General features: G+C 42.4%; 25 protein-coding genes. All 25 read left to right on the forward strand.

All coding sequences use genetic code 11. The features are described 5' to 3' along the window. Positions 1 to 72: 72 nt before the first annotated feature. The 25 genes from dnaA to Q0339_RS07275 all read left to right on the forward strand — a co-directional run bounded on the left by dnaA (position 73) and on the right by Q0339_RS07275 (position 26,111). The gene (gene dnaA, locus Q0339_RS07155; RefSeq protein ID WP_298078110.1) at positions 73 to 1,437 is read left to right on the forward strand and encodes a chromosomal replication initiator protein DnaA; all 1,365 of its coding nucleotides are present in this window, start codon (positions 73 to 75) and stop codon (positions 1,435 to 1,437) included. A 174-nt stretch (positions 1,438 to 1,611) separates the two neighbouring features. Next, a complete protein-coding gene (gene dnaN / locus Q0339_RS07160; RefSeq protein ID WP_298078111.1) occupies positions 1,612 to 2,763 on the forward strand; it encodes a DNA polymerase III subunit beta in 1,152 nt (383 codons plus the stop codon). A 149-nt stretch (positions 2,764 to 2,912) separates the two neighbouring features. Further along, on the forward strand, positions 2,913 to 3,143 hold the full coding sequence (yaaA, locus tag Q0339_RS07165; RefSeq protein WP_023392577.1) for a S4 domain-containing protein YaaA: 231 nt from the start codon (positions 2,913 to 2,915) through the stop codon (positions 3,141 to 3,143). Next, complete coding sequence (gene recF / locus Q0339_RS07170; RefSeq protein WP_298078112.1) at positions 3,133 to 4,287, forward strand: DNA replication/repair protein RecF; 1,155 nt, start codon at positions 3,133 to 3,135, stop codon at positions 4,285 to 4,287. The genes yaaA and recF overlap by 11 nt, the downstream gene beginning before the upstream one ends. Beyond that, entirely contained in the window at positions 4,253 to 6,175 is a 1,923-nt protein-coding gene (gene gyrB / locus Q0339_RS07175; RefSeq protein ID WP_298078114.1) for a DNA topoisomerase (ATP-hydrolyzing) subunit B, read from the forward strand. The genes recF and gyrB overlap by 35 nt, the downstream gene beginning before the upstream one ends. Before the next feature lie 32 nt (positions 6,176 to 6,207). Continuing rightward, positions 6,208 to 8,724, forward strand: coding sequence for a DNA gyrase subunit A (gene gyrA / locus Q0339_RS07180; protein ID WP_298078115.1), 2,517 nt, complete (start codon positions 6,208 to 6,210; stop codon positions 8,722 to 8,724). 135 nt (positions 8,725 to 8,859) lie between these two features. After that, positions 8,860 to 9,585, forward strand: a complete 726-nt coding sequence (locus tag Q0339_RS07185; RefSeq protein ID WP_298078117.1) for an ABC transporter permease — start codon at positions 8,860 to 8,862, stop codon at positions 9,583 to 9,585. 20 nt (positions 9,586 to 9,605) lie between these two features. Beyond that, the gene (locus tag Q0339_RS07190) at positions 9,606 to 10,607 is read left to right on the forward strand and encodes a LytTR family transcriptional regulator DNA-binding domain-containing protein (RefSeq protein WP_298078118.1); all 1,002 of its coding nucleotides are present in this window, start codon (positions 9,606 to 9,608) and stop codon (positions 10,605 to 10,607) included. A 159-nt stretch (positions 10,608 to 10,766) separates the two neighbouring features. Continuing rightward, the gene (locus Q0339_RS07195) at positions 10,767 to 11,621 is read left to right on the forward strand and encodes an ABC transporter ATP-binding protein (RefSeq protein WP_298078120.1); all 855 of its coding nucleotides are present in this window, start codon (positions 10,767 to 10,769) and stop codon (positions 11,619 to 11,621) included. Next, positions 11,618 to 12,349: an ABC transporter permease gene (locus tag Q0339_RS07200; protein WP_298078122.1), complete on the forward strand. Its 732-nt coding sequence runs from the start codon at positions 11,618 to 11,620 to the stop codon at positions 12,347 to 12,349. The genes Q0339_RS07195 and Q0339_RS07200 overlap by 4 nt, the downstream gene beginning before the upstream one ends. A gap of 385 nt (positions 12,350 to 12,734) precedes the next feature. Next, positions 12,735 to 13,034, forward strand: coding sequence for a 30S ribosomal protein S6 (gene rpsF, locus Q0339_RS07205; RefSeq protein WP_298078126.1), 300 nt, complete (start codon positions 12,735 to 12,737; stop codon positions 13,032 to 13,034). A gap of 36 nt (positions 13,035 to 13,070) precedes the next feature. Continuing rightward, positions 13,071 to 13,589 (forward strand): single-stranded DNA-binding protein, encoded by a 519-nt coding sequence (gene ssb, locus Q0339_RS07210; RefSeq protein WP_298078127.1) that lies wholly within the window; start codon positions 13,071 to 13,073, stop codon positions 13,587 to 13,589. A 22-nt stretch (positions 13,590 to 13,611) separates the two neighbouring features. Beyond that, positions 13,612 to 13,857: a 30S ribosomal protein S18 gene (rpsR, locus tag Q0339_RS07215; protein ID WP_023392587.1), complete on the forward strand. Its 246-nt coding sequence runs from the start codon at positions 13,612 to 13,614 to the stop codon at positions 13,855 to 13,857. A 273-nt stretch (positions 13,858 to 14,130) separates the two neighbouring features. Next, positions 14,131 to 15,990 carry a DHH family phosphoesterase gene (locus Q0339_RS07220; RefSeq protein ID WP_298078129.1) on the forward strand — a complete coding sequence of 620 codons (1,860 nt, stop codon included), beginning with the start codon at positions 14,131 to 14,133 and terminating at the stop codon, positions 15,988 to 15,990. Then, positions 15,987 to 16,439, forward strand: a complete 453-nt coding sequence (gene rplI, locus Q0339_RS07225) for a 50S ribosomal protein L9 (RefSeq protein ID WP_298078130.1) — start codon at positions 15,987 to 15,989, stop codon at positions 16,437 to 16,439. Before Q0339_RS07220 ends, rplI begins: the two co-directional genes overlap by 4 nt. Positions 16,440 to 16,624: 185 nt before the next feature. Continuing rightward, on the forward strand, positions 16,625 to 17,347 hold the full coding sequence (gene rsmG, locus Q0339_RS07230) for a 16S rRNA (guanine(527)-N(7))-methyltransferase RsmG (RefSeq protein ID WP_298078131.1): 723 nt from the start codon (positions 16,625 to 16,627) through the stop codon (positions 17,345 to 17,347). Between the two features lie 10 nt (positions 17,348 to 17,357). After that, entirely contained in the window at positions 17,358 to 18,119 is a 762-nt protein-coding gene (locus Q0339_RS07235) for an AAA family ATPase (RefSeq protein WP_298078132.1), read from the forward strand. Further along, positions 18,112 to 19,005, forward strand: a complete 894-nt coding sequence (locus Q0339_RS07240; protein WP_291429417.1) for a ParB/RepB/Spo0J family partition protein — start codon at positions 18,112 to 18,114, stop codon at positions 19,003 to 19,005. Before Q0339_RS07235 ends, Q0339_RS07240 begins: the two co-directional genes overlap by 8 nt. Positions 19,006 to 19,016: 11 nt before the next feature. Beyond that, entirely contained in the window at positions 19,017 to 19,220 is a 204-nt protein-coding gene (locus tag Q0339_RS07245; RefSeq protein WP_291454635.1) for a DUF951 domain-containing protein, read from the forward strand. A 17-nt stretch (positions 19,221 to 19,237) separates the two neighbouring features. Then, positions 19,238 to 20,338 carry a redox-regulated ATPase YchF gene (gene ychF / locus Q0339_RS07250; protein ID WP_070756487.1) on the forward strand — a complete coding sequence of 367 codons (1,101 nt, stop codon included), beginning with the start codon at positions 19,238 to 19,240 and terminating at the stop codon, positions 20,336 to 20,338. 18 nt (positions 20,339 to 20,356) lie between these two features. Further along, positions 20,357 to 21,097 carry a DUF1129 family protein gene (locus tag Q0339_RS07255; RefSeq protein WP_298078133.1) on the forward strand — a complete coding sequence of 247 codons (741 nt, stop codon included), beginning with the start codon at positions 20,357 to 20,359 and terminating at the stop codon, positions 21,095 to 21,097. A 183-nt stretch (positions 21,098 to 21,280) separates the two neighbouring features. Continuing rightward, positions 21,281 to 22,759 (forward strand): IMP dehydrogenase, encoded by a 1,479-nt coding sequence (gene guaB / locus Q0339_RS07260; protein ID WP_298078134.1) that lies wholly within the window; start codon positions 21,281 to 21,283, stop codon positions 22,757 to 22,759. A 127-nt stretch (positions 22,760 to 22,886) separates the two neighbouring features. Further along, positions 22,887 to 23,585 carry a response regulator transcription factor gene (locus tag Q0339_RS07265; protein WP_298078135.1) on the forward strand — a complete coding sequence of 233 codons (699 nt, stop codon included), beginning with the start codon at positions 22,887 to 22,889 and terminating at the stop codon, positions 23,583 to 23,585. After that, a complete protein-coding gene (locus tag Q0339_RS07270; RefSeq protein ID WP_298078136.1) occupies positions 23,575 to 24,735 on the forward strand; it encodes a HAMP domain-containing sensor histidine kinase in 1,161 nt (386 codons plus the stop codon). The genes Q0339_RS07265 and Q0339_RS07270 overlap by 11 nt, the downstream gene beginning before the upstream one ends. 11 nt (positions 24,736 to 24,746) lie before the next feature. Continuing rightward, positions 24,747 to 26,111: a serine hydrolase gene (locus Q0339_RS07275; protein ID WP_298078137.1), complete on the forward strand. Its 1,365-nt coding sequence runs from the start codon at positions 24,747 to 24,749 to the stop codon at positions 26,109 to 26,111. The last annotated feature ends 312 nt before the right edge of the window (positions 26,112 to 26,423 follow it).

The following is a 26,423-nucleotide window of genomic DNA, read 5'->3' on the forward strand; positions in this document are numbered from 1 at the left end:
ACTAGAGATAGCAAGCTGATTATGCTATAATAGAAGTGATTGATTCTGCTTATGAAAGAGGTGACCCCGTCAATGGAAGAGAAAGAGCTCTTTTGGCAAGAACTCCTAGAATATATACGCCATTATGGTGGTTTAGACGAAAAGACTTTTGAAGCTTTTGTTTCTAGTGCTGATATCATGGAATTAACAGAAAACTCCTTTAAACTGCGCGTTCCCAATAGTCTTATTCGGAACTTCTGGGAACAGGGGAAGCTTAAGAATGTCGTAGTAGATTTTTCCTTATCTACCTTTGGACGTCAGTACCAAGCCAAATATGTGGTATCTCCTTCTAAGCAGCAGGTAAATACTCCAGTAGTCCAGACACCAGTCCATATTTCTCCCTTGGAGATGGAACCCAATGAACCGAGTTCTTACAGTCGCTCCCAATTAAATCCTAACTATACCTTCTCTAATTTTGTCATCGGGGAGGCCAATAAAATGGCCCATGCAGCAGCCTTGACCGTCTGTGACGCCCCGGGAGAGACTTACAACCCTTACTTGATTTATGGGGGCGTGGGGCTAGGTAAAACCCACCTCATGCAGGCTATTGGGAACGAAATCCTTAGTCGCCAACCACATGCTAAGATTAAGTATGCCACGACTGAATCCTTTACTAATGACTTTATTACCGCTTTAGAGAAAAATACAATCGAAGAATTCCGCCATATGTACCGAAAGATTGATGTGCTCTTGATTGATGATATTCAGTTTTTAAGTAATAAAAACAAGACGCGCGAAGAATTCTTCCATACCTTTAATGAGCTTTATAATCACGGCAAACAGATTGTTATGACCTGTGACCGCTTGCCAAGTTCCTTAAGTGGCTTAGAAGATCGACTGATTAGTCGCTTTGCTTGGGGCTTACAGATTGATATTACGCCGCCAGACTTTGAAACGCGGATTGCCATCTTACGTAAGAAAGCAAGTAATGAATTCTCGGCCGATACCCTGCAATATATCGCCAGCCACGTGAATACCAATATCCGGGAACTAGAAGGTGCCTTGACGCGGGTCACAGCCTATGCGACTATCCACAACCGTGAAATTACCACTAATTTAGCGGCCGAAGCCCTATCTAGTCTCCTCAATGGAACTCCAACTATGAGCGATAAGCTATCCATTGATGAGATTGTCACCCAGGTTGGACGCTACTATAATGTCGAAATAGATGAATTAAAGGGCAAGAAACGGACCAAGGAAATCGTTCATCCCCGTCAAGTTGCCATGTATCTCTGTCGTGAATTAACGGATGTCTCCTTCCCAAAAATTGGCGAAGCCTTCGGCAAGCGTAATCACACCACCATTATCCATGCCTATGAGAAAATCAATGACGAATTACAACATAATGCTCGACTCAAACAGGAGCTCAGTGAGCTCAAACAAAAACTAGGTCAGTAAGCTTGTTGATAAGTCTAAACACTTGTGGATAATTATGCACAGGGTTTTCCACATGAGAAAATCCCTTTATCTTCCCACTCAAGACAGTCTTCCACAGAATCCACAAGCCTTATGATGAAGAAGACTATATATATTTATCTTATTATATTTATGAATAAAAGGAGTCGACCCCCCATGCATTTTTCGATTAACCGTGATTACTTCATTAATCAACTCAACCATGTAGCACGGGCTATTCCAGGTAAAGCAGCTATTCCTGTTTTAACTGGTATGAAATTAGAGCTTAAATCAGATCGATTGATTTTAACTGGTAGTGACGCTAGCATTTCCATTGAAAGTGTCATTGAAACAAGTCAAGAGGCAGCTCAACTTCAAGTTACTAGACCAGGTAGTATTGTCTTATCAGCACGTCTCTTCATTGATATTGTGCGCAAGCTACCAACTAATCAGGTAGAGATTGAAGTGCAAGACCACTATAATGTTCAATTAACATCAGGTAAAGCGGTCTTTACCATTCAAGGGGTAGACAGTAGCCAATACCCTGTCTTACCGGAAACAGATGAAGATAAGCCTGTCACCTTACCAGGTCTACTATTTAAGAAGTTAATCAACCAAACCATCTTCTCTGCCTCCAACCAAGAAAACCGTCCAATTTTAACTGGTTTGAACCTTTCTTTCCATGATGGTTACTTGACTGGGGTTGCAACTGATAGTCATCGCTTGAGTAAACGCGATATTCCAATTAAGGATCTCAATCCAAGTCTCAAGGGACTTAATATTACCATTCCTAAGAAAACAGTGATTGAGTTGACTCGTATCTTAGATGACGAAACCAACGTGACTTTCTATGTTATGGCTCAGCAATTAGTTTTCCATTTTGATAATCTAGTCATTTACTCTCGTTTACTAGAAGGAACTTTCCCAGATACTAGCCGCTTAATTCCAACTACTTACAATACAGAATTAACCGTCAACACCCAATCCTTCAACCAAGCTTTGGAGCGGGCAGCGCTCTTAGTTCATGTGGCTAAGTCTAATGTGGTTCAACTTAAAATGAGTCAAGGAAGTGTGGCGCTTCTAGTACAAGGTATTTCAATTGGTCAGTCTACTGAAGAGTTAAGCTATGATAGCTTGGAAGGGGACGACTTAACCATTGCCTTCAACCCTGATTATATGCGTGATGCCGTCAAATCATTTGGTGATACCACCATTAAATTAGGCTTTATCTCAGGTGAACGGCCATTATTGCTTCGCGAAGATAAAGTTGAAGAAGGTCATAATGACTTGATCCAACTTTTAACGCCAATCCGTACTCACCACGTTTAAAAATCTAAAACTAAAAAAAAGCGCCTTTTTAGGCGTTTTTTTATTTAGCTAACTATGGGGCTTATTTGCCAGAAAAATTGCTTAAATCGACAAAAAAGAGTATAATTAGAGGGTAAAGGTCTAAAATCAAGATAGGTTAAGGTGATAAAATGGCAAGACAAGAAATAAGCATTGAGTCAGATTTCATTACCCTAGGACAGGTATTGAAAAATGAAGGCATCATTGCAACAGGTGGCCAAGCCAAATGGTTTCTGTCAGAAGAAAAGGTCTTGGTAAATCAGGAGCAGGAAACACGCCGAGGGCGTAAGCTCTATCCAGGGGATCAAGTCACCATTCCGGCTTTGGATTTTGATGCCTTGATGGTTGCAGATGAAGCTTAAGATCTTAAAGTTAAGCCATTTTCGTAATTACCAAGGGATTGAGCTTTGCCTAGGACCGGGTTTAACTATTCTGACAGGTGAAAATGCCCAGGGCAAGACCAACCTCTTAGAATCGATTTTTCTCTTGTCTTTGGCTAAAAGTCACCGAACGAATCATGATAGTGAAATGATTGAGTGGGACCAAGAACAAGCAAGGATTGAAGCGGTCATCGAGACCAAAAACTATGAAATTCCCCTGGCTTTAACCTTGACCAAAAAAGGCAAGGTAGCTCAGGTTAATTACCTAGATCAATCGAAGCTTAGCCATTTTGTGGGGCAATTCAATACGGTGCTATTTGCGCCAGAAGATATGCAACTAATCAAGGGGGCACCTAATTTACGGCGTCGTTTCCTAGACATCGAGTTAGGTCAGGCCAATCCCATTTATCTTAATCACCTCTTAACCTATCAGCGTTTGCTTAAACAGCGCAATAGCTACCTCAAGCAGGAGGGACGGGGCAAGAAATTCGATCAAGTCTTCTTTGAAATTTTGACTGAACAACTATGCCAAGAAGGTGCACATTTGATTCAATATCGCATGGAATTTCTTGAAAAATTAGGGCAAATCGCTAGTCCTATCCATCAGAATCTATCCAATGGTCGTGACCAGTTGCATCTTGAATATGTCAATGGTAGCCAAGTATATCAATCTTTATCCTTAGAGGAAAGAATCAAGCAACTCCTCGATCAAGCTAGCACTTATGCCAGTCGTGAGCGTGATCAAGGAACGACCTTGTTTGGGCCTCACCGCGATGATTTTATGACCTATGTAAATGATAAAAAAGCCCAATTTTTCGGGTCTCAGGGTCAGCAACGTACCATTGTCTTGAGTTTAAAACTTGCTGAAATTGAGCTTATTAAACAAGCAAGAGGCGAATATCCCGTTCTACTCTTAGATGATGTCTTATCAGAGCTAGATGATGATCGCCAACATATTTTGATGTCTTATATTAAAGATAAGGTCCAGACCATCCTGACGACTGCAACGATTAAGGGCCTTAAACTACATCAGTTGCCTCATGCCGAGATTTTCTATATCTCAGCAGGTAACATCAGTAAAGGAGAACACTATGACGGAACAAATGCAAGCACCCCAACAGTATGATGCGGGTCAGATTCAGGTCTTAGAAGGTTTAGAAGCCGTCCGCAAGCGTCCCGGTATGTATATTGGGTCTACCTCGATTGTTGGTTTACACCATTTAGTTTGGGAAATTGTGGATAACTCAATCGACGAAGCTTTGGCTGGTTATTGTGACCATATCGAAGTAACCATTGAAGCCAATAATAGTATTACCGTTCAAGATAATGGACGGGGGATTCCTGTTGATATTCAACCTCAAACAGGCCGTCCAGCGGTTGAGACTGTCTTTACGGTCCTCCATGCCGGTGGTAAATTTGGCGGTGGCGGTTATAAGGTATCTGGGGGTCTCCACGGTGTGGGGGCATCTGTCGTAAACGCCTTGTCTACTGAATTAACCGTGCAAGTTTCGCGTGACGGGAAACTCTATCAACAACGTTACCATCGTGGAGCTGTTGAAGGCGACCTCGAAGTGATCGGTCAAGCCACAGAAACAGGGACTAAGGTCAACTTCTTACCAGACCCTGCTATCTTTACTGAAACAACGGTCTTTGAATATGATCGTTTGAAGAAACGGATTCGCGAGTTAGCCTTCCTTAACAAGGGTTTACGGATTACCATTGAAGATAAGCGTCTGGATCAAGAAGAAAAAGATAGCTTCCACTATGAAGGTGGGATTAAGAGCTATGTACAACATCTCAATCAACATAAGACGCCAATTTTTGAAGAACCAATTTATATTGAAGGCGAAGTCGATGATATCCAAGTCGAAATTTCCATGCAGTATACGGATAGTTATCATACAACTATTCTGTCCTTTGCCAACAATATTCACACCCATGAGGGTGGGTCTCACGAAGCCGGCTTTAAGACTGGTTTAACGCGGGTTATCAATGATTATGCCCGTAAGATGAACTTAATCAAGGATAATGACGAGAATCTAACCGGTGAAGATGTCCGTGAAGGTTTAACCTTGGTTCTCTCTATCAAACACCCAGATCCTCAATTTGAGGGGCAAACCAAGACAAAATTAGGTAACTCCGAAGTACGGGCCATCACAGACCGACTCTTCTCCAATGGGTTTGATGTTTACCTTATGGAAAATCCTAAAGTGGCACGCATTATTGTCGATAAAGGGATTTTAGCGGCTAAGGCTCGTATGGCAGCCAAACGTGCGCGGGAAATGACAAGACGTAAGTCAGTCATGGAAATTAGTAACCTACCTGGTAAATTAGCTGACTGTTCTAGCCGTGAAGCGGAACTCTGCGAATTATTTATCGTCGAGGGGGACTCAGCCGGCGGTTCAGCCAAGCAGGGTCGTTCGCGTATGTACCAAGCCATTTTGCCTATTCGTGGTAAAATCCTCAACGTTGAAAAAGCGTCCATGGATAAGATTCTCAATAACGAAGAAATCCGTTCCCTCTTTACTGCCATGGGGACAGGCTTTGGTGGGGAATTCGATGTGTCCAAAGCTCGTTATCATAAACTTATTCTGATGACCGATGCGGACGTCGATGGGGCTCACATCAGAACCTTACTCCTAACCTTGATTTATCGCTATATGCGTCCACTTTTAGATGCAGGTTATGTTTATATTGCTAAACCACCTCTTTATCAAGTTAAACAAGGTAAGCGTGCTATTTACCTAGATACTGATGTGGAACTCAAGGAGTGGCAAGAAGAAAATCCTAACGCGCGTTACACCATTCAGCGCTATAAGGGTCTCGGGGAAATGAACGAAGACCAATTATGGGAAACAACCATGAATCCAGAAAATCGCCGTATGTTACAGGTGACGGTGGAAGATGCTATTGAAGCAGAAGCCGTCCTGGAAATGTTGATGGGTGACGATGTAGAACCACGGCGGGCCTTCATTGAAGATAATGCTGTCTATGTCGAAAACCTTGATATCTAGCAGGCTGCGACAAGGAGAAAGGAACTAATAGTATGAGTGAAAGCTTTGATCATACACCGCATAATTATGAGGTCGTCAATCTCTCTAACGAGATGCGGACTTCCTTCCTAGATTATGCTATGAGCGTCATTGTTTCTAGGGCCTTGCCTGATGTACGTGACGGACTTAAGCCAGTTCACCGCCGTATTCTCTACGGGATGAATGAAATGGGAGTTACTCCGGATAAACCTTATAAGAAATCGGCTCGTATCGTCGGGGACGTTATGGGTAAATATCACCCACACGGGGACTCGGCGATTTATGAAGCCATGGTCCGGATGGCCCAACCTTTTAGTTATCGGGAACTACTAGTCGATGGGCACGGTAACTTTGGTTCTGTCGATGGCGACGGGGCAGCAGCAATGCGGTATACTGAGGCGCGTATGTCTAAGATTGCCATGGAAATGCTCAAGGATATCAATAAGGATACAGTTGATTTCAAGGATAACTATTCTCAAGAAGAAAAAGAACCTGTAACCCTCCCCTCTCGTTTCCCTAACGTCTTAGTTAACGGGGCTGCCGGGATTGCGGTTGGGATGGCAACCAATATTCCGCCTCATAACTTAGGTGAAACCATTGATGCCCTCAGCCTCTTGATGAAAAATCCAGATGTGTCCGTTAATGAGCTAATGGAAGCTTTACCTGGGCCAGACTTCCCAACAGGTGGGATTGTCATGGGGAAATCAGGTATCCGCAAGGCCTATCAAACTGGTAAAGGCAAAATCATTGTTCGAAGCCGCGTTGAAATCGAGCAAATGGCTCATGACAAGGAACGAATTGTTGTGACCGAGATTCCCTATGGGGTCAACAAGGCTAAGTTAGTAGAACGGATTGCCGAATTAGCTCGGGAGAAAAAAATTGAAGGGATTACCTATGTGGCCGATGAATCTGGTCGTGAAGGTATGCGAATTGTTGTAGAAGTACGACGCGACACCAGTGCCAATGTCGTGCTCAACAATCTCTATAAATACACCGCCCTTCAAGTTACTTTTGGCTTCAATATGTTAGCTATCGACAAGGGCGTTCCGAAGATCATGAGCCTCAAGGAAATCTTGACCAAGTATTTGGAGTACCAAATCGAAGTCATTCGTCGACGGACTGAATTTGAAAAACGTAAGGCCGAAGACCGGGCTCACATCTTAGAAGGTTTACGTAAGGCATTAGACTTTATTGATGAGATTATTGCCATTATTCGTGGCTCTCACGATACAGAAGTAGCCAAGGTTCAGTTAATTGAACGTTTTGAATTCTCGCCAATTCAGGCCCAAGCAATCTTAGACATGCGTCTGGCTCGCTTGACTGGTTTGGAACGTGAGAAGATTGAAGCAGAATATAACGATTTGATGGAATTAATTCGTCGTTTAACTGAAATTTTAAGTTCAGAAGCCAACATTATGGCCATTATTGAAGACGAATTGGCAGATATCAAGAATCGTTTCCCAGGCCAACGTCGGACGGAATTACGTGTTGGTGAATTGACCAGCATCGAAGATGAGGACTTGATTGAAGAAGAAGACGTCTTGATTGCCTTGACTTCTAATGGGTATATCAAACGGATGACTCAGGATGAATTCCAAGTTCAAAACCGTGGTGGCCGTGGGGTTAAAGGCATGGGGATGAGCGATAACGACAATATCCAAACCCTCGTTTCCTGCTCGACTCACGACAGCCTACTCTTCTTCACCAATAAAGGGAAAGTCTATCAAAGTAAAGGTTATGATATTCCTGAGTATGGTCGGACTGCCAAGGGGATTCCAGTGGTCAACCTCCTCAATATCGAGAAGGAAGAATACGTTAAGGAAATCATTGCTCTTCATCCAAGTGAGGAAAATCAATACCTCTTCTTCGTCACTAAAAATGGGATTGTGAAGCGTTCTGACGTTAACGCCTACGCTAACATCCGCAATAATGGTTTGATTGCCCTTAACATGCGCGAAGACGATGAATTAATCAACGTCCTAGTGACGAATGGTCAGCAAAATATTATTATCGGAAGTCACAATGGTTATGCTATGACTTTCGCAGAAACAGATGCCCGTATCATGGGCCGGACAGCGACCGGGGTACGTGGAATGAAACTGCGTGAGGGTGACTATGTTGTTGGGGCGGCCGTCTTAAACCCTGAATCTAATGTCTTAGTTGTAACCGAGCGTGGTTATGGTAAGCAAACCCCAGCTAGCGAGTATGCTGTTAAGAACCGAGGAGGTAAAGGGATTAAGACCTCTAATATTTCTGCTAAATCTGGTCAGCTTGCTGGTATTGTAGCGACTGAAGGTGATGAAGACCTCATGGTGATGACCGATCAAGGGGTTGTAATCCGCTTCAATATTGCTAGCATCTCTGTTACTTCACGCGCTACCCTTGGGGTCAAAATGATTCGTCTAGATGATGGAGCTAAGGTAAGTTCTATTACCAAGATCATGAAGACAGGTGAAGAAACTCAAGAACTGGCTGAAACAGAAGTAGATACTGAAGAAGCTAAGGATGACTCGGATTCTGAAGAAGAATAAGAAGTTCAAACAAGAAGTTGAATTCCTTTATCGGAACTCAACTTCTTTTCTTTTGTCTTAGCATGATTTGACATGATAGTTAAGAAGGGATAAGATTAAGACTTAGAGAAGGTTTTGAGAGAGGGGGATTATCCCATGAAAACTTGGCAACAAGTCTGGACTCTGGTTGGAGTAAAATTTAAGCAGAGTTTTGCGTCTGTCAAAATATCACCTATGATATATATAACGATTTTATATCCAGTAATAATGAATTTCATTCTTCCAAACGATGTGAGTCCTATAGAACGACAAGGCTTTGTTATGATTATGTTTTTTTCCTTTTTAGGTAGCGTGTCTCCCATTACGCTTACTATGTTGAATTTAACTGAGGATAAGGAGCATAAAACTTTACGTATTTTATTAGATAGTCATGTTAGACCTTGGGTTTATTTACTGTCCCTAGTCATTATGACACAGATTACTATGTGGGTGACAGTAATGATAAGCCTTCCTTTATTGAACCTAGATTATCAGTATTTAGGCTCTATTTTTGGCATGATTTTCCATTTTGGTATGTGCTTTCTAATTTCTAGTATCTTGGGATTGATTTTTGGTTTAATATTTGATCGGTCTGCAACAGCAAATGCTGCAAGTATAGTCCCCATGCTAGCCATAGCCTTTATTCCTCTATTTAGTAGAATGAATGACCATTTAGCAGGATTGATGCCTTATTTTTATACTGGACGTGCCAATGCCTGGTTACTTCATTTAGATTATGGCAATCTAGGGATAGATTTCTTGATTTATGGCCTGTGGCTACTAGCTAGTCTGATTGCTTTGACTATTTGTTATCGACAAAGACGGAATCGACTCTATCTATAAAATAAAGGGAGGATGAGCCCATGAAGTTATGTGAATGGCAGGATGTAATGAAGCAATCGCAGAATGGCATGTTACTCAAGGATTTGAATTTTAGTATTGAAGCAAGGCAGCATCTAGGAATCAAATTCACGCAAGATGAACGGCAAATCTTCTACGAACTTTTGGTGGAGCGTGAGCGACCAACGAGCGGTCAAATTAGCCGTAGTTTTAAGACGATGGCAAGTTGCCGCTTAGATGACGGAGTCTATGAAGGTCAGACAGTTAAAGTCGCTATTACTCTTTTTAGTCGTCTGACTGGTTATACTGGTAATTTGTCAGAGCTCTATGAGGCCTTCGCCTTATCGGATTTAGTAAATTATCGTATCAAGGATTTGACGTCTGATCAGCGTCATCGCTTGCAGTTGCTACGAGCTATTCTTAAGCAACCAGATTTGCTCTACCTAGAAAGTCCCATTTCGCTACTGAGTCATGACGGTGTGGGGCTCTATCTTAAGGCTTTGGATTATATCAAGTCTCTCCCCCTAACCCTCTTGATTACGGCTACCTCATTAGAAGAATTAGTTCTCCTTAATATCGTGACCTATCGTTACCAGTTTCATGAGGGACTAGAATTGGTAGATGTCTCAGAGGAAGAATCGGATTCAGAAGGTAAGGAAGCAGATGAATTAACCGCTACTGAACTCAATCGCGTCTTTAAAGTTGCCTGCAAACTCAGTGATAAGACTGTTTACTTTAATCCAAATGAAATAGATTATATTGAAAGCATTAATAGTGTATCGACCGTTCAAGTTAATGGCGATTCTTATCCGACTGCCATGACTTTGTCTGACTTAGAAGATAAGTTGAAGCACTTCGGCTTCTTCCGTTGTCATCGATCTTACCTGGTTAACCTCCAGCGAATTAACGAATTGGTGTCTTATTCTAAGAATTCTTATACCCTGATTCTCAAGAAACCTAAAGAAACGCTCTTGCCTCTGTCGCGCAGTCGATTGGACTCTTTGCGACAATTAATTGAATTATAGCCATTTCTGAGGTACCACTCAGCCCATTTTTTCCACACTTGGGCCGAGTGGGCCTCTTTTTGACTTTTTGGCCGTACAATTGGGCGATTTTTTACGTCAAAAGTCAAAAGTCGGTGTAGACTATAGTCATCAAAGCAAATACCAGAAGGAGGAAGTCACATGTCACACACATCTGTTATCGAGGTGCGCGACCTCGTCAAACAATTTAAAAATCAAACCGCGCTCAATCATTTAGATTTTTCAGTTGAATCTGGAGAAATTTTTGGATTTTTAGGACCATCGGGTGCAGGTAAAACAACTACCATTAAAATCTTAACCGGTCAACTACTAGCTAGTTCAGGTGAAACTAAATTATTAGGAATAGCAACTGATGCTCTGACCCAAGATATCTATAAGGAAGTCGGAATCGTCACGGATAACTCAGGTCTCTACGAAAATGTTTCTGTCTATCATAATATGAAGTTTTTCGCCGATCTACTTAAGGTTGATAAGAAGCGGATTGACTTCTTACTTGAACGCGTTGGATTGACTCAAGACAAGAAGAAACTTGCCCGCCGTTTATCGAAAGGGATGCGTCAACGTCTAGTATTGGCCCGTGCCCTGCTCCATTCACCTAAGGTTCTCTTCCTAGATGAACCAACTTCCGGTTTGGATCCTGCCACTGCTCAAGCCATTCATAAGTTACTGAAGGAAGTGCAAGCTGAAGGAACCACCATCTTCCTCACTACCCATAATATGGAAGAAGCAACTAAACTCTGTGATCGAGTGGCTCTTCTCAATGACGGTAAGATTGTCTCACTTGATACACCAAGAAATACCTGCTTAAGCTTTAAGCGAGAACGCAAGTTAGAAGTGGGCTTAAAAGACAAGAGTCAGGTAGTCATTAATCAAGACCCAGCAGGCATTGCCCAACTGAATGAATGGTTAAGCCAAGACTTAGTCGAAACCATCCATTCCAATGAACCAACGTTAGAAGAAGTATTTATTGCTAAGACAGGGAGAGAATTACTATGATGAACTTACACAAAATCTGGACTATTTCAAAATTCAAAATTTACCAAATCGTTGTTAATATGCAGATTTTACCTATTTTGTTAATGGGTATGATTATGCCGGTTGCTATGAATTTTATCTTGCCTCGAACGGATGAATTTGCTCAAGGAAATGTACGTAGTATCATGATTATTTCCATGGGTTTCATCTTTATCGCAGGGATGGGAAGTGCCATGACTGGTATGATGAGCTTAGTTGAGGAAAAGGAAAAGAAAACCTTGCGGGTCTTGATGACTTCAACGGTAACAAGCTTAGAATTTCTCATTGCTACCCTACTGCCAACGGTTGTTCTTTTATTGCTTCTTAGTTATCTCTTGATTCCTTTATCAGGTATGAGTTTTTCTGATTTATCTCTTCTTAAGTATGGGATTGTCAGTTTATCAACCATTGTTTCAGGATCTATTATTGGCTTTATTTCAGGAATTTTCGCTAAAAATTCATCTGAGGCCACAGCCTACAGTATTTTCCCTTTGATGATTTTAATCTTAGTTCCTTTCTATTCCATGTTTAGTGAACCTTTGGCTAAGGTTGCGCCCTATCTATACACTAACTTCTTCTTCAGTTGGGCGCGTAACTTTGCTGATGCTAGCTTGCCCTTACGAGAAGTATTAGTAGCTTTAGCTTGGTTATTAGGTCTTAGTGTAGTCTTCATTCTACTCTATCGTCATAATGGATTAGAAAAAGAATAGGAGGAAACTCTTATGTCATCTACACGTCCTAATCAACTAATCAATATAGTCTTGCTTCTTATCCTTCTGCTAAGCCTTTTTATAGAAGTAACATTAGGATCAAGCACTAGCATTTGGTTGTCTATTTTAGGAAATCATTACTTCCAACGTGCCATCGCCATGGCCATAATCGGCAACTTTTGTTATAAATTGTGTTGTCAGGAATGCTAAGTAAGTCCATCCCCCTTTTGGGGGATGTTTTTGTTTGAAGTCTTATGCTAGAATCTTTTGATTATAGCTTGCAATTCTTGCTAGGGTCGCGTATAATTATTAGATGTGAGTATGTGACTATTTCCATACTCTCCTTGCTCTTTATGAGCCAATAGTCCAAAAGGAGGTGCAGTCAATGAGTCAAGCAACTAAATACGAAATCTTGTACATCATCCGTCCTGATTTAACAGATGACGCCAAGAAAGAATTGATCGAGCGTTTCGATTCAATCTTAACTGAGAACGGTACTGAAGTTGTTGAATCGAAAGACTGGGCGAAAAAACGTTTTGCTTACGAAATCAACGACTACAAAGAAGGTATTTACCATATCGTGAATGTTGTCGCTGAAAACGCACAAGGCATTAACGAATTCGACCGTCTTGCGAAAATCAACCGTGACATCTTACGTCACATGATCGTCAAAGTCGAAGCTTAATTGTTTCACGTGAAACATCTTGAGGGAGGAACCAGCATGAATACTGTACAATTAGTCGGACGTTTAACCCGTGATGTTGAATTACGTTTTACCTCATCTGGCACTGCAGTCGGTTCTTTTACCATTGCGGTTAACCGTAATTTTACTAACCAACAAGGTGAACGTGAAGCTGACTTCATTTCGTGTGTGATTTGGCGGAAGGCAGCTGAAAACTTGGCTAACTTCACGCGTAAAGGTTCCTTGATTGCTATTGATGGACGTCTTCAAACACGTTCATACGATAATCAACAAGGCCAACGAGTATATGTAACTGAAGTGGTTGTTAACAACTTCGACTTGCTAGAATCTCGTTCTGTGACTGAACAACGTCCTGTCTCTAGTCCAAACACTGATCACCAAGCAGGTGCTTATAGTGCAGGTGGAGGCCAAGGATACCAATCACAGCCACAAATGAATCAAAATAACTATAATCAATCATTTTCTTCATCAAATACTTCTCCATTTATGGATGAAGGTCACCCAATTGATATTTCTGAAGATGATTTACCATTCTAAGAACTAAGAAGGAGTATGACATATGGCTGAACAACAACAACGCCGTGGCGGTCGTCGCCGTCGTAGAAAAGTATGTTTCTTCTGCGCAAACCATATCGATCATCCTGACTACAAAGACGTAGATTTACTCAAACGTTTCATTTCTGAAAAAGGGAAAATCTTACCACGTCGTGTAACTGGGACTTGCGCGAAGCACCAACGTGCTTTAACCGTTGCTATTAAACGTGCACGGATTATGGGTCTTTTACCATTTACTGTACAAGACTAAGCATTTACTGACTAGAGCCGAGGCTCTAGTCTTTTTTGTTTCACGTGAAACATTCCTACTCAACTAGAGAAAGAAGAATAAATGTGGTAAAATAGATAAAGATAATTAATTAGGAGGTGGACAGTGAAAACAGAAAGAATAAAGCAGTTCATAAAACTACTAGATCGTTCATCGATGAAGTGGCCCTTATTGTTTTTTAGTGTCTTTTATCTTTCTATCATTCTAGCAACCTTTGCCTATATGCCTTGGATTGCCCTCTTGATGTTAGCATTAATGGTATTATTCATTCTACTAGGTTTTAATCACTTTGAACGCTACATGCGTTACTTGGAGCAACAGTACTCTAGCGTAGCGCCGACCCTGCACTTAGCACAAGAAGATGCCTTGTATCGAGCGCCAATCGCTGTACTAATATATAACAACAAACATGAAGTAGCATGGGTTAACCCAGAATTTCAACATCACTATGGAACACAGCAACTCTTAGGACAAAATTTGGCCAAGCTCCATTCAGGCTTAGGAGAAATTGTGAGTCAAGAAAACCCAGACAAAAACTGGCAATTGATAGAGATAAACCAAAAGCACTACCGTTATCTACATCAACCAACTTATCAGGCTATTTATTTCATTGATCAAACACCTGAACATGAAATGGTAGCACAAAGAGCTTTTGATCGCCTTGTGTTTGGATATTTATTAATTGATGAATACGATGAGTTAGTCCAACACATGGATGATAGTGAGACTTCACTCTTCGACGCCAAACTTTTGAATGGGTTGCGTGGTTGGGCTAAGCAGTATGGACTCTATCTCAAGCGTCTAGAAGATGATCGTTTTTTAGTTTTATGTAATCAAGCAGCACTAGACGTACTGGAAAAGGATAAATTCAAGGCACTTGAAGCAGTAAAAGATGGTAATGCTAATCAGTCAATTCCAGTCTCAATTAGTTTGGGTATCGCCTATTCTGAGGATACTCACTATAATGTAGATGAATTAGCAAATCAGGCCCAACTCAATGTCGAGTTAGCATTAGCCCGTGGCGGCGACCAAGCAGTGGTTCGTACATACAACGGACAAGCACGTTTCTATGGTGGTAAGTTGAACGTCAATCAGAACCGCTCGATCACACGTTCTAAAATGGTTTACCAAGCCCTACTAGCCTCTGTCGAGCAGGCTAATCGTGTGATCATTGCGGGACACAAATTCCCTGATATGGATGCTATTGCGTCAGCTTTAGGTATCCACAAAATAGTAAACCAACAAGGAAAATTTGCTAGAATTATCCTTGAACGCCAGGAGTTGTCTGAAGATGTGGCCCAGCTTCTTGAATTTCCCGCAATTAAGAATGAGGCATCCAATCTATTCATCAGCTTAGAAGAAGCGCAAGAGATTGTTGATAATCGTACTCTCATCGTCATGGTAGATCACCACAGACCTAGCTTATCTGCTGCTGGATCACTTGTGAATGATTATGAGGTGGTCATCATTGATCATCACCGCCGAAGCGAGGATTTCCCAGCTAAGCCTGTCCTAACCTTCATTGAGCCTTATGCCTCATCAACGTCAGAATTAGTTACGGAATTCTTCATCTATATGCGAAATAGACACGAAACCTTGAACAAAACAGAAGCAACAGCTCTCTTGGCTGGTATTATCGTGGATACTAATAACTTTGCTAGTCGTACAGGTGCTAGAACCTTTGATGCGGCAAGCTATCTTAAGTCTCGGGGAGCAAATGAGCATCTAATCCAGCAATTGCTTAAGGAAGACCTTCATCGACTGTTAGAGCGAAACGAAATTATCGCTCAGGCTCATTACATCAATGATGATATCATTGTGTCTAAGGCTCAAGAAGGAAAAGTTTATGACAACGTAATAGCTTCTCAGGCAGCAGATGTAATGTTAACGCTCAAGCAAGTTGAAGCATCCTTTGTCATATTTGAACGACCTGATCAAACTATTGGGATTAGCGCACGTTCCATGGGAAATCTTAATGTCCAGACCCTAATGGAAGAGATGGGTGGAGGTGGTCATTTGACGACTGCAGCTACTCAAATTAAAGATTCAAGTCTTGAGCAAGTCTATCAAGACTTACTGGAGACCATTCAACGAAATAAGGAGGAAAGTCAATGAAAGTAATCTTACTACAAGACGTCAAAAAACAAGGGAAAAAAGGTCAATTGATTGAAGTATCGGAAGGTTACGGGCGTAACTTTTTAATCAAGAACGGATTGGCTAAATTAGCTGATAATGCCGCAGTTAATCAATTAAATGCCGAGAATAAGGCTAAGGCACGTTTAGAAGCTGAGGAATTAGCCCAAGCTAAAGAACTTAAAGAAAAGTTGGAAGACGAAAAAACTGTCATTGTAATTAAAGCTAAATCAGGGGCTGATGGTCGACTATTTGGGACCATCCCATCTAAGCAAATCGCTGAAGAACTGAAGAAGCAATATGACCTCAGCATCGATAAACGTAAAATCCAACTAGAGCAGAACTTGGCTTCCTTAGGTTACCATCACGTAGAAGCTAAGCTACACCATGAGGTAACTGCTAAGCTCAATGTCCATGTTGTAGAAGCTTAATCTATATCTCTAAAGAGACTGCGCAAGCCAGTCTCTTTTTTGTTTCACGTGAAACATTCGAAGGCATCAGAGTCGAAAAATAGCATCTATCAGTTGCTATTTTTCTGTATATGAGGTAAAGTTAATAGTGGTTGTGAAACTTTTTTGTTTCACGGATAATTCACAAGAAAGAAGGCTCTCTATCCATGAATCCAGAGACATTTATTGCCCAATGCGCCGCCCATGGACTAGTGCTGAATGACCAGCAAATCGCCCAATTTGAGCGCTATTATCAACTCTTGGTTGAGTGGAATGAGAAGATGAACTTGACGGCCATCACCCAACGTGAGGAAGTCTACCTGAAACATTTTTACGACTGCTTAATGGTTCTATGGAATATGCCCTTGGATAATTATGCCCTCCAACTCTGTGATGTTGGGGCAGGTGCAGGATTTCCAAGTATCCCATTAAAAATCGCTCATCCGGAATTGCAAGTGACTATCGTCGACTCACTCCAGAAACGTCTGACTTTTATTGATCATCTGGCTCAGGAACTTGACCTAGAAGGGGTAACTTGTGTCCATGGGCGTGCGGAAGACCTAGGGCAGAACCCTGCCTATCGAGGTCAGTTTGACTTAGTAACAGCTCGGGCGGTCGCAAGCCTTAATGTTCTAGCAGAATACTGCCTTCCTTTAGTTAAGATTGGAGGTCAGTTTTTGGCATTGAAAGCACAGAAGTCAGACCAGGAGCTGGAAGAAGCAGGAGCAGCCATTCGTGTTCTAGGTGCCAAGCTAATCAAGGTAACGGAAGACCAGTTGCCAGTTGAGTCAGCAGACCGTCGTTATATTCTGATTCAAAAAACAAAAGAGACGCCTAATAAGTATCCACGCAAGGCAGGTAAACCTGCCAAAAATCCAATAAAAGCCTAGGAGGTAAGCTATGGGAAGAATGATTGCAATCGGAAATCAGAAGGGTGGCGTTGGTAAAACAACGACTACCGTCAACTTGGGTGCTGCCTTGGCTTTTCAAGGAAAGAAAGTCCTGATTATTGATATGGACTCGCAGGGGAATGCAACCAGTGGTTTGGGGATTGAACGGGCTGATGTTAAGCAAAGTGTCTACGAAGTCCTAGTTGATCAAATTGAAGCTGCGGGAGCTATCTTGCCAACTTCTCGTGAGAATCTCTGGATTTTACCGTCTACCCTCCAATTAGCAGGTGCAGAGATTGAACTTGCAACAGCAGACTACCGCGAATCAAGGCTCAAACAGGCTATTGAACCTATCAAGGCTGACTACGATTATATTTTAGTAGACTGTCCACCATCATTAGGCCAGTTATCGCTCAATGCTTTTACAGCAAGTGATACCATCTTGATTCCAGTACAGTGTGAATACTATGCCTTAGAAGGTTTGAGCCAGCTATTGAACACTATTCGCTTGGTTCAACGTACCTATAATAAGAACTTCCGAATTGAAGGTGTACTCTTGACCATGTTGGATGCTCGAACCAATTTGGGTTATGAAGTGGTTGAAGAAGTGCGTAAATATTTCCAAGAAAAAGTCTATCGGACTATTATTACGCGTAATGTCCGGCTCTCTGAAGCACCATCCTATGGTCAGTCAGTCATTGACTATGATCCAAAATCTCGTGGGGCAGAGATGTATATGGACTTAGCCAAGGAGGTGGCTGCAAATGGCTAATAAACCAAAACCTAAGCAAAAACGAAGTGGTTTGGGTCGGGGCATGGATGCCTTATTTACCCCTTTAGAAGAAACTCCATCTGAGTTCGAACAAGTTGAGGAAATCAGCTTAGAGGCTATTCGTCCTAACCCTCATCAGCCACGTAAGCATTTTAATGAAGAGGCCCTGAATGAATTGGCTGACTCCATTCGGAATAATGGCGTCTTCCAACCTATCATCGTCCGTAAGTCAGCCATCAAAGGCTATGAACTAGTAGCCGGCGAACGTCGGGTTAGAGCTAGTCGTCTAGCAGGGCTCACCACCATCCCGGCCATTGTCCGTCAACTTGATGAGCGGGTAATGATTGAGATTGCCGTCCTGGAAAACTTGCAACGGGAAGATTTGAGTCCACTGGAAGAGGCGGAAGCCTACGACATGCTCATGAATAAGTTGAATCTTACCCAGGCAGAAGTGGCTGAACGTATGGGTAAGAGCCGGCCTTATATTGCCAATTATCTACGCCTCTTAACTTTACCAGATGAAGTGAAGAAATTGGTTCAAAAAGAAGCACTATCTATGGGTCAAGCCAGAACCCTGCTGTCACTTAAGGATAAGAAGCAGTTGGTGACTCTAGCACAACGTGTCATCAAGGAACAACTAACGGTCCGACAGTTAGAAGACTTGGTACAACAACTCAATGAGAAGTCCCAAGCCAAACAAATCAAAAAGACAAAGAAAGCAGACAAAAAGCCATCATATATCTTAGCTTGCGAGCAAAAACTGCAAGAACGCTTTGGCACCATGGCCTTGATTCAACAGCGGGGTGACAAGGGTAAGATTGAGATTGAATATATGGATGAATCTGACCTCATGCGTATCCTAGATTTGCTACAAATTCAAGCCTAGGAGGAAACCATATGCAAAAAGATTATGATCTTCATGACATTATCGAGATGAAAAAGCCCCACGCCTGCCAAACCAACCGTTGGCAAATTATCCGTATGGGCATGGACATCCGAATCAAATGCTGTCACTGCGGACATATTGTGACCTTAACCCGGCGTGACTTTGAAAAACGACTTAAGAAAATTAAAGAAAAAGCGCCCGAAAAATCTAGCTAAAGAAAGAGTGAATGACATTGGCATTAACAGCCGGTATTGTAGGTCTTCCTAACGTTGGAAAATCTACCCTATTCAATGCAATTACAAAAGCAGGTGTCGAAGCGGCTAACTATCCCTTCGCTACCATCGATCCAAACGTCGGAATTGTTGAAGTTCCTGATCAACGTCTGATTGAAATTACCAAACTAGTTAAACCTAAAAAGACGGTACCAACCGCAATCGAATTTACCGATATTGCCGGGATTGTAAAAGGCGCAAGCCGTGGTGAGGGGCTGGGTAACAAGTTCTTAAGCCATATTCGCCAAGTTGACGCCATTTGTCACGTGGTCCGTTGTTTTGCCGATGGCAATATTACGCACGTTTCAGGCAAGGTAGACCCACTTTCAGATATTGAGACTATTAACCTAGAATTGATTCTGGCCGATTTGGAAACCATCGATAAGCGTATTGGACGTGTAGCCAAACTAGCTAAATCTAAAGATAAGGATGCAGTAGCGGAATTAGAGGTTCTAGAAAAGTTAAAAGCTGCGCTAGAAGACAATCAACTGGCTAACTCTGTCGACTTCTACGATGAACAACTACCTTATGTACGCAACCTCTTCCTCTTGACACGCAAAAAGATGCTTTACGTTGCCAATATTGGTGAAGATGAAGTGGTGGATCCTTCGGATAACCCATATTTAGCTCAGGTGCGCGAGCTAGCGGCTAGCCAAGGTGCAGATGTCGTACCAATTTGTGCGCGTTTGGAAGAAGAAATTGCTGAATTGGATGATGAAGAAAAAGCGGTCTTCTTAGAAGACTTTGGTTTGCAAGAATCTGGTTTGGACCGTCTTATCCAACATGTCTATAGCCTCTTAGGACTAGCCACTTACTTTACAGCTGGGGAACAAGAGGTTCGGGCATGGACCTTCAAACAGGGTATGAAAGCACCACAAGCTGCTGGGATTATTCACTCTGACTTTGAACGTGGCTTCATTCGAGCTGAGACAGTCTCTTATCAAGATTTAGTCACTTACCAAAGCATGCAAGCTGCCAAAGAGGCCGGTCGTGTACGCTCAGAAGGTAAAGAATACGTCGTACAAGATGGCGACATTATGCTGTTCCGCTTTAATGTATAGCCTATAGGAGGAAGAATCATGACTGAAGAAATTAAACAAACAGAGCAAGTAGAGACGGAAGCAGAAGTTGCAGTTGAGGAGGCTTCTGCCAGCTTAACAGAGTCAGAAATTTTTGGCCGTTTAACCAAACGCAATCAACAATACATGTTGACTTTAGACAGAAACTTAGCGGCTGCTAATCTAACCGAGTCCATTCGCCAACAAATCTACCAAGAAATGTGCGAAACCTTGGAAGAAGGCCAACAGACTGGGCAGACTGCCCGTCAATTATATGGAACGCCGACTGAATGTACGGCTGTTATCTTAGAACAACAGTTTCCTAGTGATGACGAAGGCGAGCGCTCGGCCGATTGGAAGATTGCCCTCGATGGTGGTTTGTTGTTGGGATCTGTCTTTACTTTGATTACGGGCTTCTCACTTATGAGACAAGGGCAAAATAGTGAAGCAACCATTAACAATATGGGCTTAATCACCTTAATTGTTAACTACTTAGTTGCAGGGATTGCTATGCTGATTGTGTCCAAGGTACTACCAGACATGGATGCGCCTAAAGGCAAGCGTGGCTACTTTAAATACTTCTCTGTGTCTTCTCTGGCCATGCTAGGGTGGATTGTTGCTGTCAGCATCTCGAGCGTCATCTTCCCAACGGCTATTAACCCAGTCTTTCCATATGATATCTACTTCATTATAGGGGGCTTAACCTTCCTCTTGCGCTTCTATCTCAAAAAGCGGTGGAATATTAAGGGTGGCCTTTTCTAACAAAATTGAAAGACCGATTCAGTCGTAAACTGAGTCGGTTTTTTGTATGCAAGATCTAGGAGATTAAAGTAAAGCAACAAGATTAGAATTTAAAAAGAATGAGCCTTTAGGCTTGCTCCTAAGGGGCGAAAGTGGTATTTTATTAAAAATAACTGTTGCTGAGAAGTCAAAGGAGGAAATAGAATGTCAGGTTGGGAAACAAAATTTGTACGTGAAGGATACACATTTGACGATGTCTTGCTGGTGCCAGCGCGCAGCGAGGTATTACCAAATGATGTGGATTTAAGAGTTGAGTTAGCGCCTAATCTAAAATTGAATATTCCTATTATTAGTGCCAGTATGGATACTGTGACGGATTCGACCATGGCAATCGCTATGGCCCGCCAAGGTGGACTGGGTGTCATCCATAAAAACATGTCCATTCAAGAACAGGCTGAAGAAGTTCGTAAGGTAAAACGTTCAGAAAATGGCGTCATCATCGACCCTTTCTATTTAACACCTGACAATACGATTGAGGATGCGGAAGAATTAATGAGCCGTTATCGGATTAGTGGGGTACCGATTGTAGAGAGCCTTGAAAGCCGTAAGTTAGTCGGGATTATTACCAACCGTGACCTCCGTTTCATTCCAGATTATAGCCATAAGATTGTGGAATACATGACGCATGAAAAATTGGTAACCGCTCCGGTTGGGACGACCCTAGAAGAGGCAGAAAAGATTCTTCATCAACACCGGATTGAAAAATTGCCAATCGTTGATGAGTCTGGTCGTCTATCAGGCTTAATCACCATTAAAGATATTGAGAAAGTCATTCAATTCCCTAACTCTGCCAAGGATCAACACGGTCGCCTTTTAGTTGCAGCGGCTGTAGGGATTACCAGTGATACTTTCGATCGTGCAAGTGCCCTAATTGCTGAACAAGTGGACGCTTTGGTCATCGATACTGCCCATGGCCACAGTGCTGGGGTTATCCGTAAGATTAAGGAAATTCGTGAGACCTTCCCAGATGTCACCATCATTGCTGGTAACGTGGCAACTGCTCAAGCCACTCGTGACCTCTTTGAAGTAGGGGTAGATGTCGTTAAAGTCGGGATTGGACCAGGTTCTATCTGTACCACCCGGGTTGTAGCCGGTGTTGGTGTACCTCAGTTAACTGCTATCTATGACTGTGCGACAGCTGCCAAAGAATACGGCAAAGCCATTATTGCGGATGGTGGGATTAAGTATTCAGGGGATATCGTTAAAGCCCTTGCCGCTGGCGGCCATGCGGTCATGCTAGGGAGCATGTTGGCTGGTACGGACGAGTCACCAGGCGAATTCGAAATCTACCAAGGCCGTCGATTCAAGGTTTATCGTGGTATGGGGAGCTTGGCTTCTATGGAAAAGGGGTCAAGTGACCGTTACTTCCAAGCAACTAACGAAGCCAACAAACGTGTACCTGAAGGGATTGAAGGTCGCGTTGCCTACAAGGGAAGCGTAGCAGATATTGTTTTCCAAATGATTGGAGGCCTTCGCTCAGGTATGGGCTATTGTGGAACACCAAATCTCCAAGCCCTACGTGAAGACGCGCAATTTATCCGCATGAGTGGTGCAGGTTTGATTGAGTCTCACCCACACGACGTTCAAATCACCAAAGAATCACCTAACTACTCACGCAGCTAAAGCTTTTAAATGAGATGCCCCTAGGGGCATCTTTTCTTTGTCTATAACTTTTAATAAAACTTAAGACACAAGGCATCTGGATTGATGTATAATGAAGGAGACTTGATAAGAAAGTGAGGACAGCAAGATGCGAATTTTGGTAGCAGATGACGATCGCGAAATTGTCGAATTACTCAATATTTATCTTCATAATGAAGGTTACGACGTGATTAAGGCCTACAACGGCCATCAAGCCCTCAGTTACATAAAAAATGATGTGGACCATGAAATCGGCTTAATCATCCTAGACATTATGATGCCAAAAGTCGATGGTATGCAGGTCCTAGATAAGTTACGTGCCGCAAATTATGAGACGCCCGTCTTAATGTTGAGCGCCAAAAGTTCAGATCAAGACAAGATTCAAGGACTGACCAGTGGGGCTGATGACTATGTCACCAAGCCATTCAACCCATTAGAAATTATTGCGCGGGTCAAATCCATCTTGCGTCGCCAGTCCACCTACCAGAAGGAAGCGGCCGAGCCAGATGTCATTGAGATTGGCCCTTTAATTATTCGACGCGCTTCCCACGAAGTAAAGACCTTAACGGATAAGGACATTCAGCTGACGGCTTTAGAATTTGGTATTCTCTATCTTTTGGCTAGCCATCCCAACCAAGTCTTTAGTGCCGAAGAAATATTTGAAGCCGTTTGGAACCAAGAAAGTATTGTATCAGCCAAGACGGTTATGGTCCATGTCAGCCATTTGCGGGATAAGATTGAAGCGGCCACAGAAGGTGAACGTGTCATTCAAACCGTATGGGGAGTAGGTTATAAGATTGAAGGATAAGGATAAAAAATCGCCTCAACAACTCAGCATGCGCTTGACGCGAAGCGAGCGGAGCGAACTCATCGTAGAGGCCATTATTACCATGAGTTTAATCTTCTTACTCTATCTCAGCGCTCTCTTGATCTATCGCCAAGCCATTGATTATAAATTAAACTTCTTTGGCCTAGATACCACGCTACGCCATATGCTAGGCTTAACACGCCAGCAAATTATTGTCTCTGTTTATATTTTTTCTCTTGCCTCCTGTGTGGTTGCGGTGATTGTCACCAATTGGCGAGTTAAGCGACGCATTAATCAAATGAAGTTAGCCCATATTCTGGACTATCTTAAGTACATCGCTCAGGGGCATTATGAGATTCGTATTCCTCAGACTGACTTAGGTGAGATGGATGAAGTTGTCAGTTCAATCAACCATTTGGTAGATAGCACGGTTAAGGCTATTGAAGAAGAACGGAAGATTGAAAAGTCCAAGGATGAGCTCATTACTAATATTGGGCATGATATCCGTACGCCTTTGACTTCTGTCATAGGTTACCTAGGTTTGATTGAGAACCAACAGTATCATAGTCAGGAAGAACTAGCCCGTTATGCCCATGTTGCTTATCGAAAGGCTCAGCAGATGCAAAGCTTGGTTCATGACCTCTTTACTTATACAGCCACTCGTCAGACGACAACGGAAATCAGACCAGTTCAGGTTCAGGTACTACGTTTCATGGAGCAGTTAGTGGCTGACTTCGAACTCAATGCCAGAGAAAAAGCCATTGAACTACGCTTGGATATCCGGCCGCAGAACTTGCTTGCTAGCTTTGATGTCGATAAAATGGCGCGAGTTTTCCATAACCTTTTATCCAACGCACTAAAATATGGTGCTGGCGCACATTATATTGAATTATTAGCCTATCAAGAGAATGACTATATTTATTTTAAAGTTAAAAACGACGGACAAGCGCTTGATAAGACTGAATTAGAAGATATTTTTCAAAGAAGCTATCGGGCTGATCAGTCACGTAGCGCTAACCAACCTGGAACAGGCTTAGGATTAGCAATCGTCCGTAATATCGTCGAACTTCACCATGGCCGTGTTTATGCCACGGTAGAAGGAAAAGAAACAATTTTTACTATTGAAATCCCCCAAAAATCCCCCAAATAATAAGGTGTACTATGAAAAAACGTAATTTCTTCCTAGTCTTTTTCAGTCTGTGGATAGGGCTACAGGTTTTAGCCACAACTGCTATTCAAGCAGTTGGGACAGAGCCGAATCTCAACGCTCAGTCTGCGATTGCGGTAGATGCTGCTAGTGGGCAAATTTTATATCAGAAGAATTCAATGGCGCTATTGGAAGTAGGAAATTTGACCAAGCTACTTAGTTTGCTGATCATCTATGATGCGCTAGACCAAGAGAGCATTCATTTAGATGATCGTGTGACCCTATCTGATGAGGCTTATGCCCTGAGTCAGAATTATGAATTGTCCAATGTACCCTTACGACAAGACTTGGATTACTCTGTCGCCGAACTTTTAGAGGCGGTGGAAATTGGCTCTGCTAACGGGGCTCTCCTAGCCCTAGCCGAATATACAGCCGGAAGCAAAGAAGCTTTCCAAAACTTAATGCAAGCCAAGGTTCAATCCATATTAGCGGATTCAGATAAGATTGATGAGGTTGACCGAGCAGAGTGGCAAGCCCTAGTTCCTGAGCTTGTTAATCTAACGGGCCTTGTAGAACAAGAAGAAGGAGTGGCAAGCAAGCAGCAGAATAAGCTCAATGCTATCATTCTAGCAGCTATAAGCTACCAATTAGTCAGTCGCCATCCTGAACTGTTAGATAATACCAAAATAGATGCTAAGCTCTTCCGCCAAGGGACTGATGATCAGTTTGAGATGCATAACAGCAACCAAATGTTAGCCGGCCAGGCCTATGAATATGACCAAGTTGATGGGCTGCTAAGTGCCGCGACAGTTCATGATGGCTATGGAACGGTCCAGACCATGGCGCGCGATAATTTTCGCGTTATTGTCCTCACATTAGGAAATAGCGATTCAGCTCAAAGCTATCATGATAGTAAGAAACTGTTAGATTATGTATATGGGACCTATCAGCTTAAACGCCTTATCTCTACAGGAGATTCGGTCATGCAACTTACTCAATTGCTAGCACTCGATGGTGAACCTGAACAAGTGAAGGCCTATTATGGCGAAAACTTAGACCTTGCGATTCCTATCGTTGATACCACGCCTCGCATTGATTATCTCTTTGAGCCAGATTCTAACCTGGTGACAGCCATTGACAACGGTTGGAATATTCAGGCGCCGCAAGCAGGAGGTCAGTCAATCGGGCAGGTGCAGGCTTCGATTAAGCAACATGCAATGCAGTTCCTTCCTACAAGTAAGACCAATCGTGTCAGTGTTAAGCTCAGCCATGACATTAAGGAAGCAGGTGTCATGGCGAAATTCTGGCGAGGGCTTGGCCGTTTCTTCAGTGGCCTAGCAGAAGGAATTCGGCAGTTCTTTACCAGACTATTCAATTAATTTTGAAGGGGAAGCTGCAGGGCTTCCCCTTTAATATATTGAATAGGCAATATATTGTGGTAACGACACAGTGGCTTAAACAATAAAATAAAGAGAATAGCCATATGGAGCCAAAGGCAAAGTAGTTAAGAAAAAAAGAATTACAGCACTATATTTAGGGAAGACTAAAAATTAAAACTACTAGATATAGTAGGTGGAGAAAAAGTTAATAAAAGGCGAAAAAAATGTAGGGAAAGTATTGACGAAAAGAAGGATTCGTGCTAATATATAGAAGTTGTCACGTGGTGGCAACAAGCACATTGAAAACTAAAC

The sequence above is a fragment of the uncultured Abiotrophia sp. genome (genome assembly GCF_938010525.1).
Lineage (GTDB): Bacteria > Bacillota > Bacilli > Lactobacillales > Aerococcaceae > Abiotrophia.

What these genes read in the sequence shown, in the direction of transcription:
- rpsR (WP_023392587.1), top strand. Translation starts at nt 13,612, where the DNA reads ATGGCTGAACAACAACAACGCCGTGGCGGTCGTCGCCGTCGTAGAAAA.
- recF (WP_298078112.1), top strand. Translation starts at nt 3,133, where the DNA reads ATGAAGCTTAAGATCTTAAAGTTAAGCCATTTTCGTAATTACCAAGGG.
- Q0339_RS07185 (WP_298078117.1), top strand. Translation starts at nt 8,860, where the DNA reads ATGAAAACTTGGCAACAAGTCTGGACTCTGGTTGGAGTAAAATTTAAG.
- Q0339_RS07195 (WP_298078120.1), top strand. Translation starts at nt 10,767, where the DNA reads ATGTCACACACATCTGTTATCGAGGTGCGCGACCTCGTCAAACAATTT.
- Q0339_RS07220 (WP_298078129.1), top strand. Translation starts at nt 14,131, where the DNA reads ATGGTATTATTCATTCTACTAGGTTTTAATCACTTTGAACGCTACATG.
- rpsF (WP_298078126.1), top strand. Translation starts at nt 12,735, where the DNA reads ATGAGTCAAGCAACTAAATACGAAATCTTGTACATCATCCGTCCTGAT.
- ssb (WP_298078127.1), top strand. Translation starts at nt 13,071, where the DNA reads ATGAATACTGTACAATTAGTCGGACGTTTAACCCGTGATGTTGAATTA.
- dnaA (WP_298078110.1), top strand. Translation starts at nt 73, where the DNA reads ATGGAAGAGAAAGAGCTCTTTTGGCAAGAACTCCTAGAATATATACGC.
- Q0339_RS07190 (WP_298078118.1), top strand. Translation starts at nt 9,606, where the DNA reads ATGAAGTTATGTGAATGGCAGGATGTAATGAAGCAATCGCAGAATGGC.
- dnaN (WP_298078111.1), top strand. Translation starts at nt 1,612, where the DNA reads ATGCATTTTTCGATTAACCGTGATTACTTCATTAATCAACTCAACCAT.
- gyrB (WP_298078114.1), top strand. Translation starts at nt 4,253, where the DNA reads ATGACGGAACAAATGCAAGCACCCCAACAGTATGATGCGGGTCAGATT.
- yaaA (WP_023392577.1), top strand. Translation starts at nt 2,913, where the DNA reads ATGGCAAGACAAGAAATAAGCATTGAGTCAGATTTCATTACCCTAGGA.
- Q0339_RS07265 (WP_298078135.1), top strand. Translation starts at nt 22,887, where the DNA reads ATGCGAATTTTGGTAGCAGATGACGATCGCGAAATTGTCGAATTACTC.
- Q0339_RS07255 (WP_298078133.1), top strand. Translation starts at nt 20,357, where the DNA reads ATGACTGAAGAAATTAAACAAACAGAGCAAGTAGAGACGGAAGCAGAA.
- Q0339_RS07235 (WP_298078132.1), top strand. Translation starts at nt 17,358, where the DNA reads ATGGGAAGAATGATTGCAATCGGAAATCAGAAGGGTGGCGTTGGTAAA.
- gyrA (WP_298078115.1), top strand. Translation starts at nt 6,208, where the DNA reads ATGAGTGAAAGCTTTGATCATACACCGCATAATTATGAGGTCGTCAAT.
- Q0339_RS07275 (WP_298078137.1), top strand. Translation starts at nt 24,747, where the DNA reads ATGAAAAAACGTAATTTCTTCCTAGTCTTTTTCAGTCTGTGGATAGGG.
- Q0339_RS07200 (WP_298078122.1), top strand. Translation starts at nt 11,618, where the DNA reads ATGATGAACTTACACAAAATCTGGACTATTTCAAAATTCAAAATTTAC.
- guaB (WP_298078134.1), top strand. Translation starts at nt 21,281, where the DNA reads ATGTCAGGTTGGGAAACAAAATTTGTACGTGAAGGATACACATTTGAC.
- rsmG (WP_298078131.1), top strand. Translation starts at nt 16,625, where the DNA reads ATGAATCCAGAGACATTTATTGCCCAATGCGCCGCCCATGGACTAGTG.
- Q0339_RS07240 (WP_291429417.1), top strand. Translation starts at nt 18,112, where the DNA reads ATGGCTAATAAACCAAAACCTAAGCAAAAACGAAGTGGTTTGGGTCGG.
- Q0339_RS07245 (WP_291454635.1), top strand. Translation starts at nt 19,017, where the DNA reads ATGCAAAAAGATTATGATCTTCATGACATTATCGAGATGAAAAAGCCC.
- rplI (WP_298078130.1), top strand. Translation starts at nt 15,987, where the DNA reads ATGAAAGTAATCTTACTACAAGACGTCAAAAAACAAGGGAAAAAAGGT.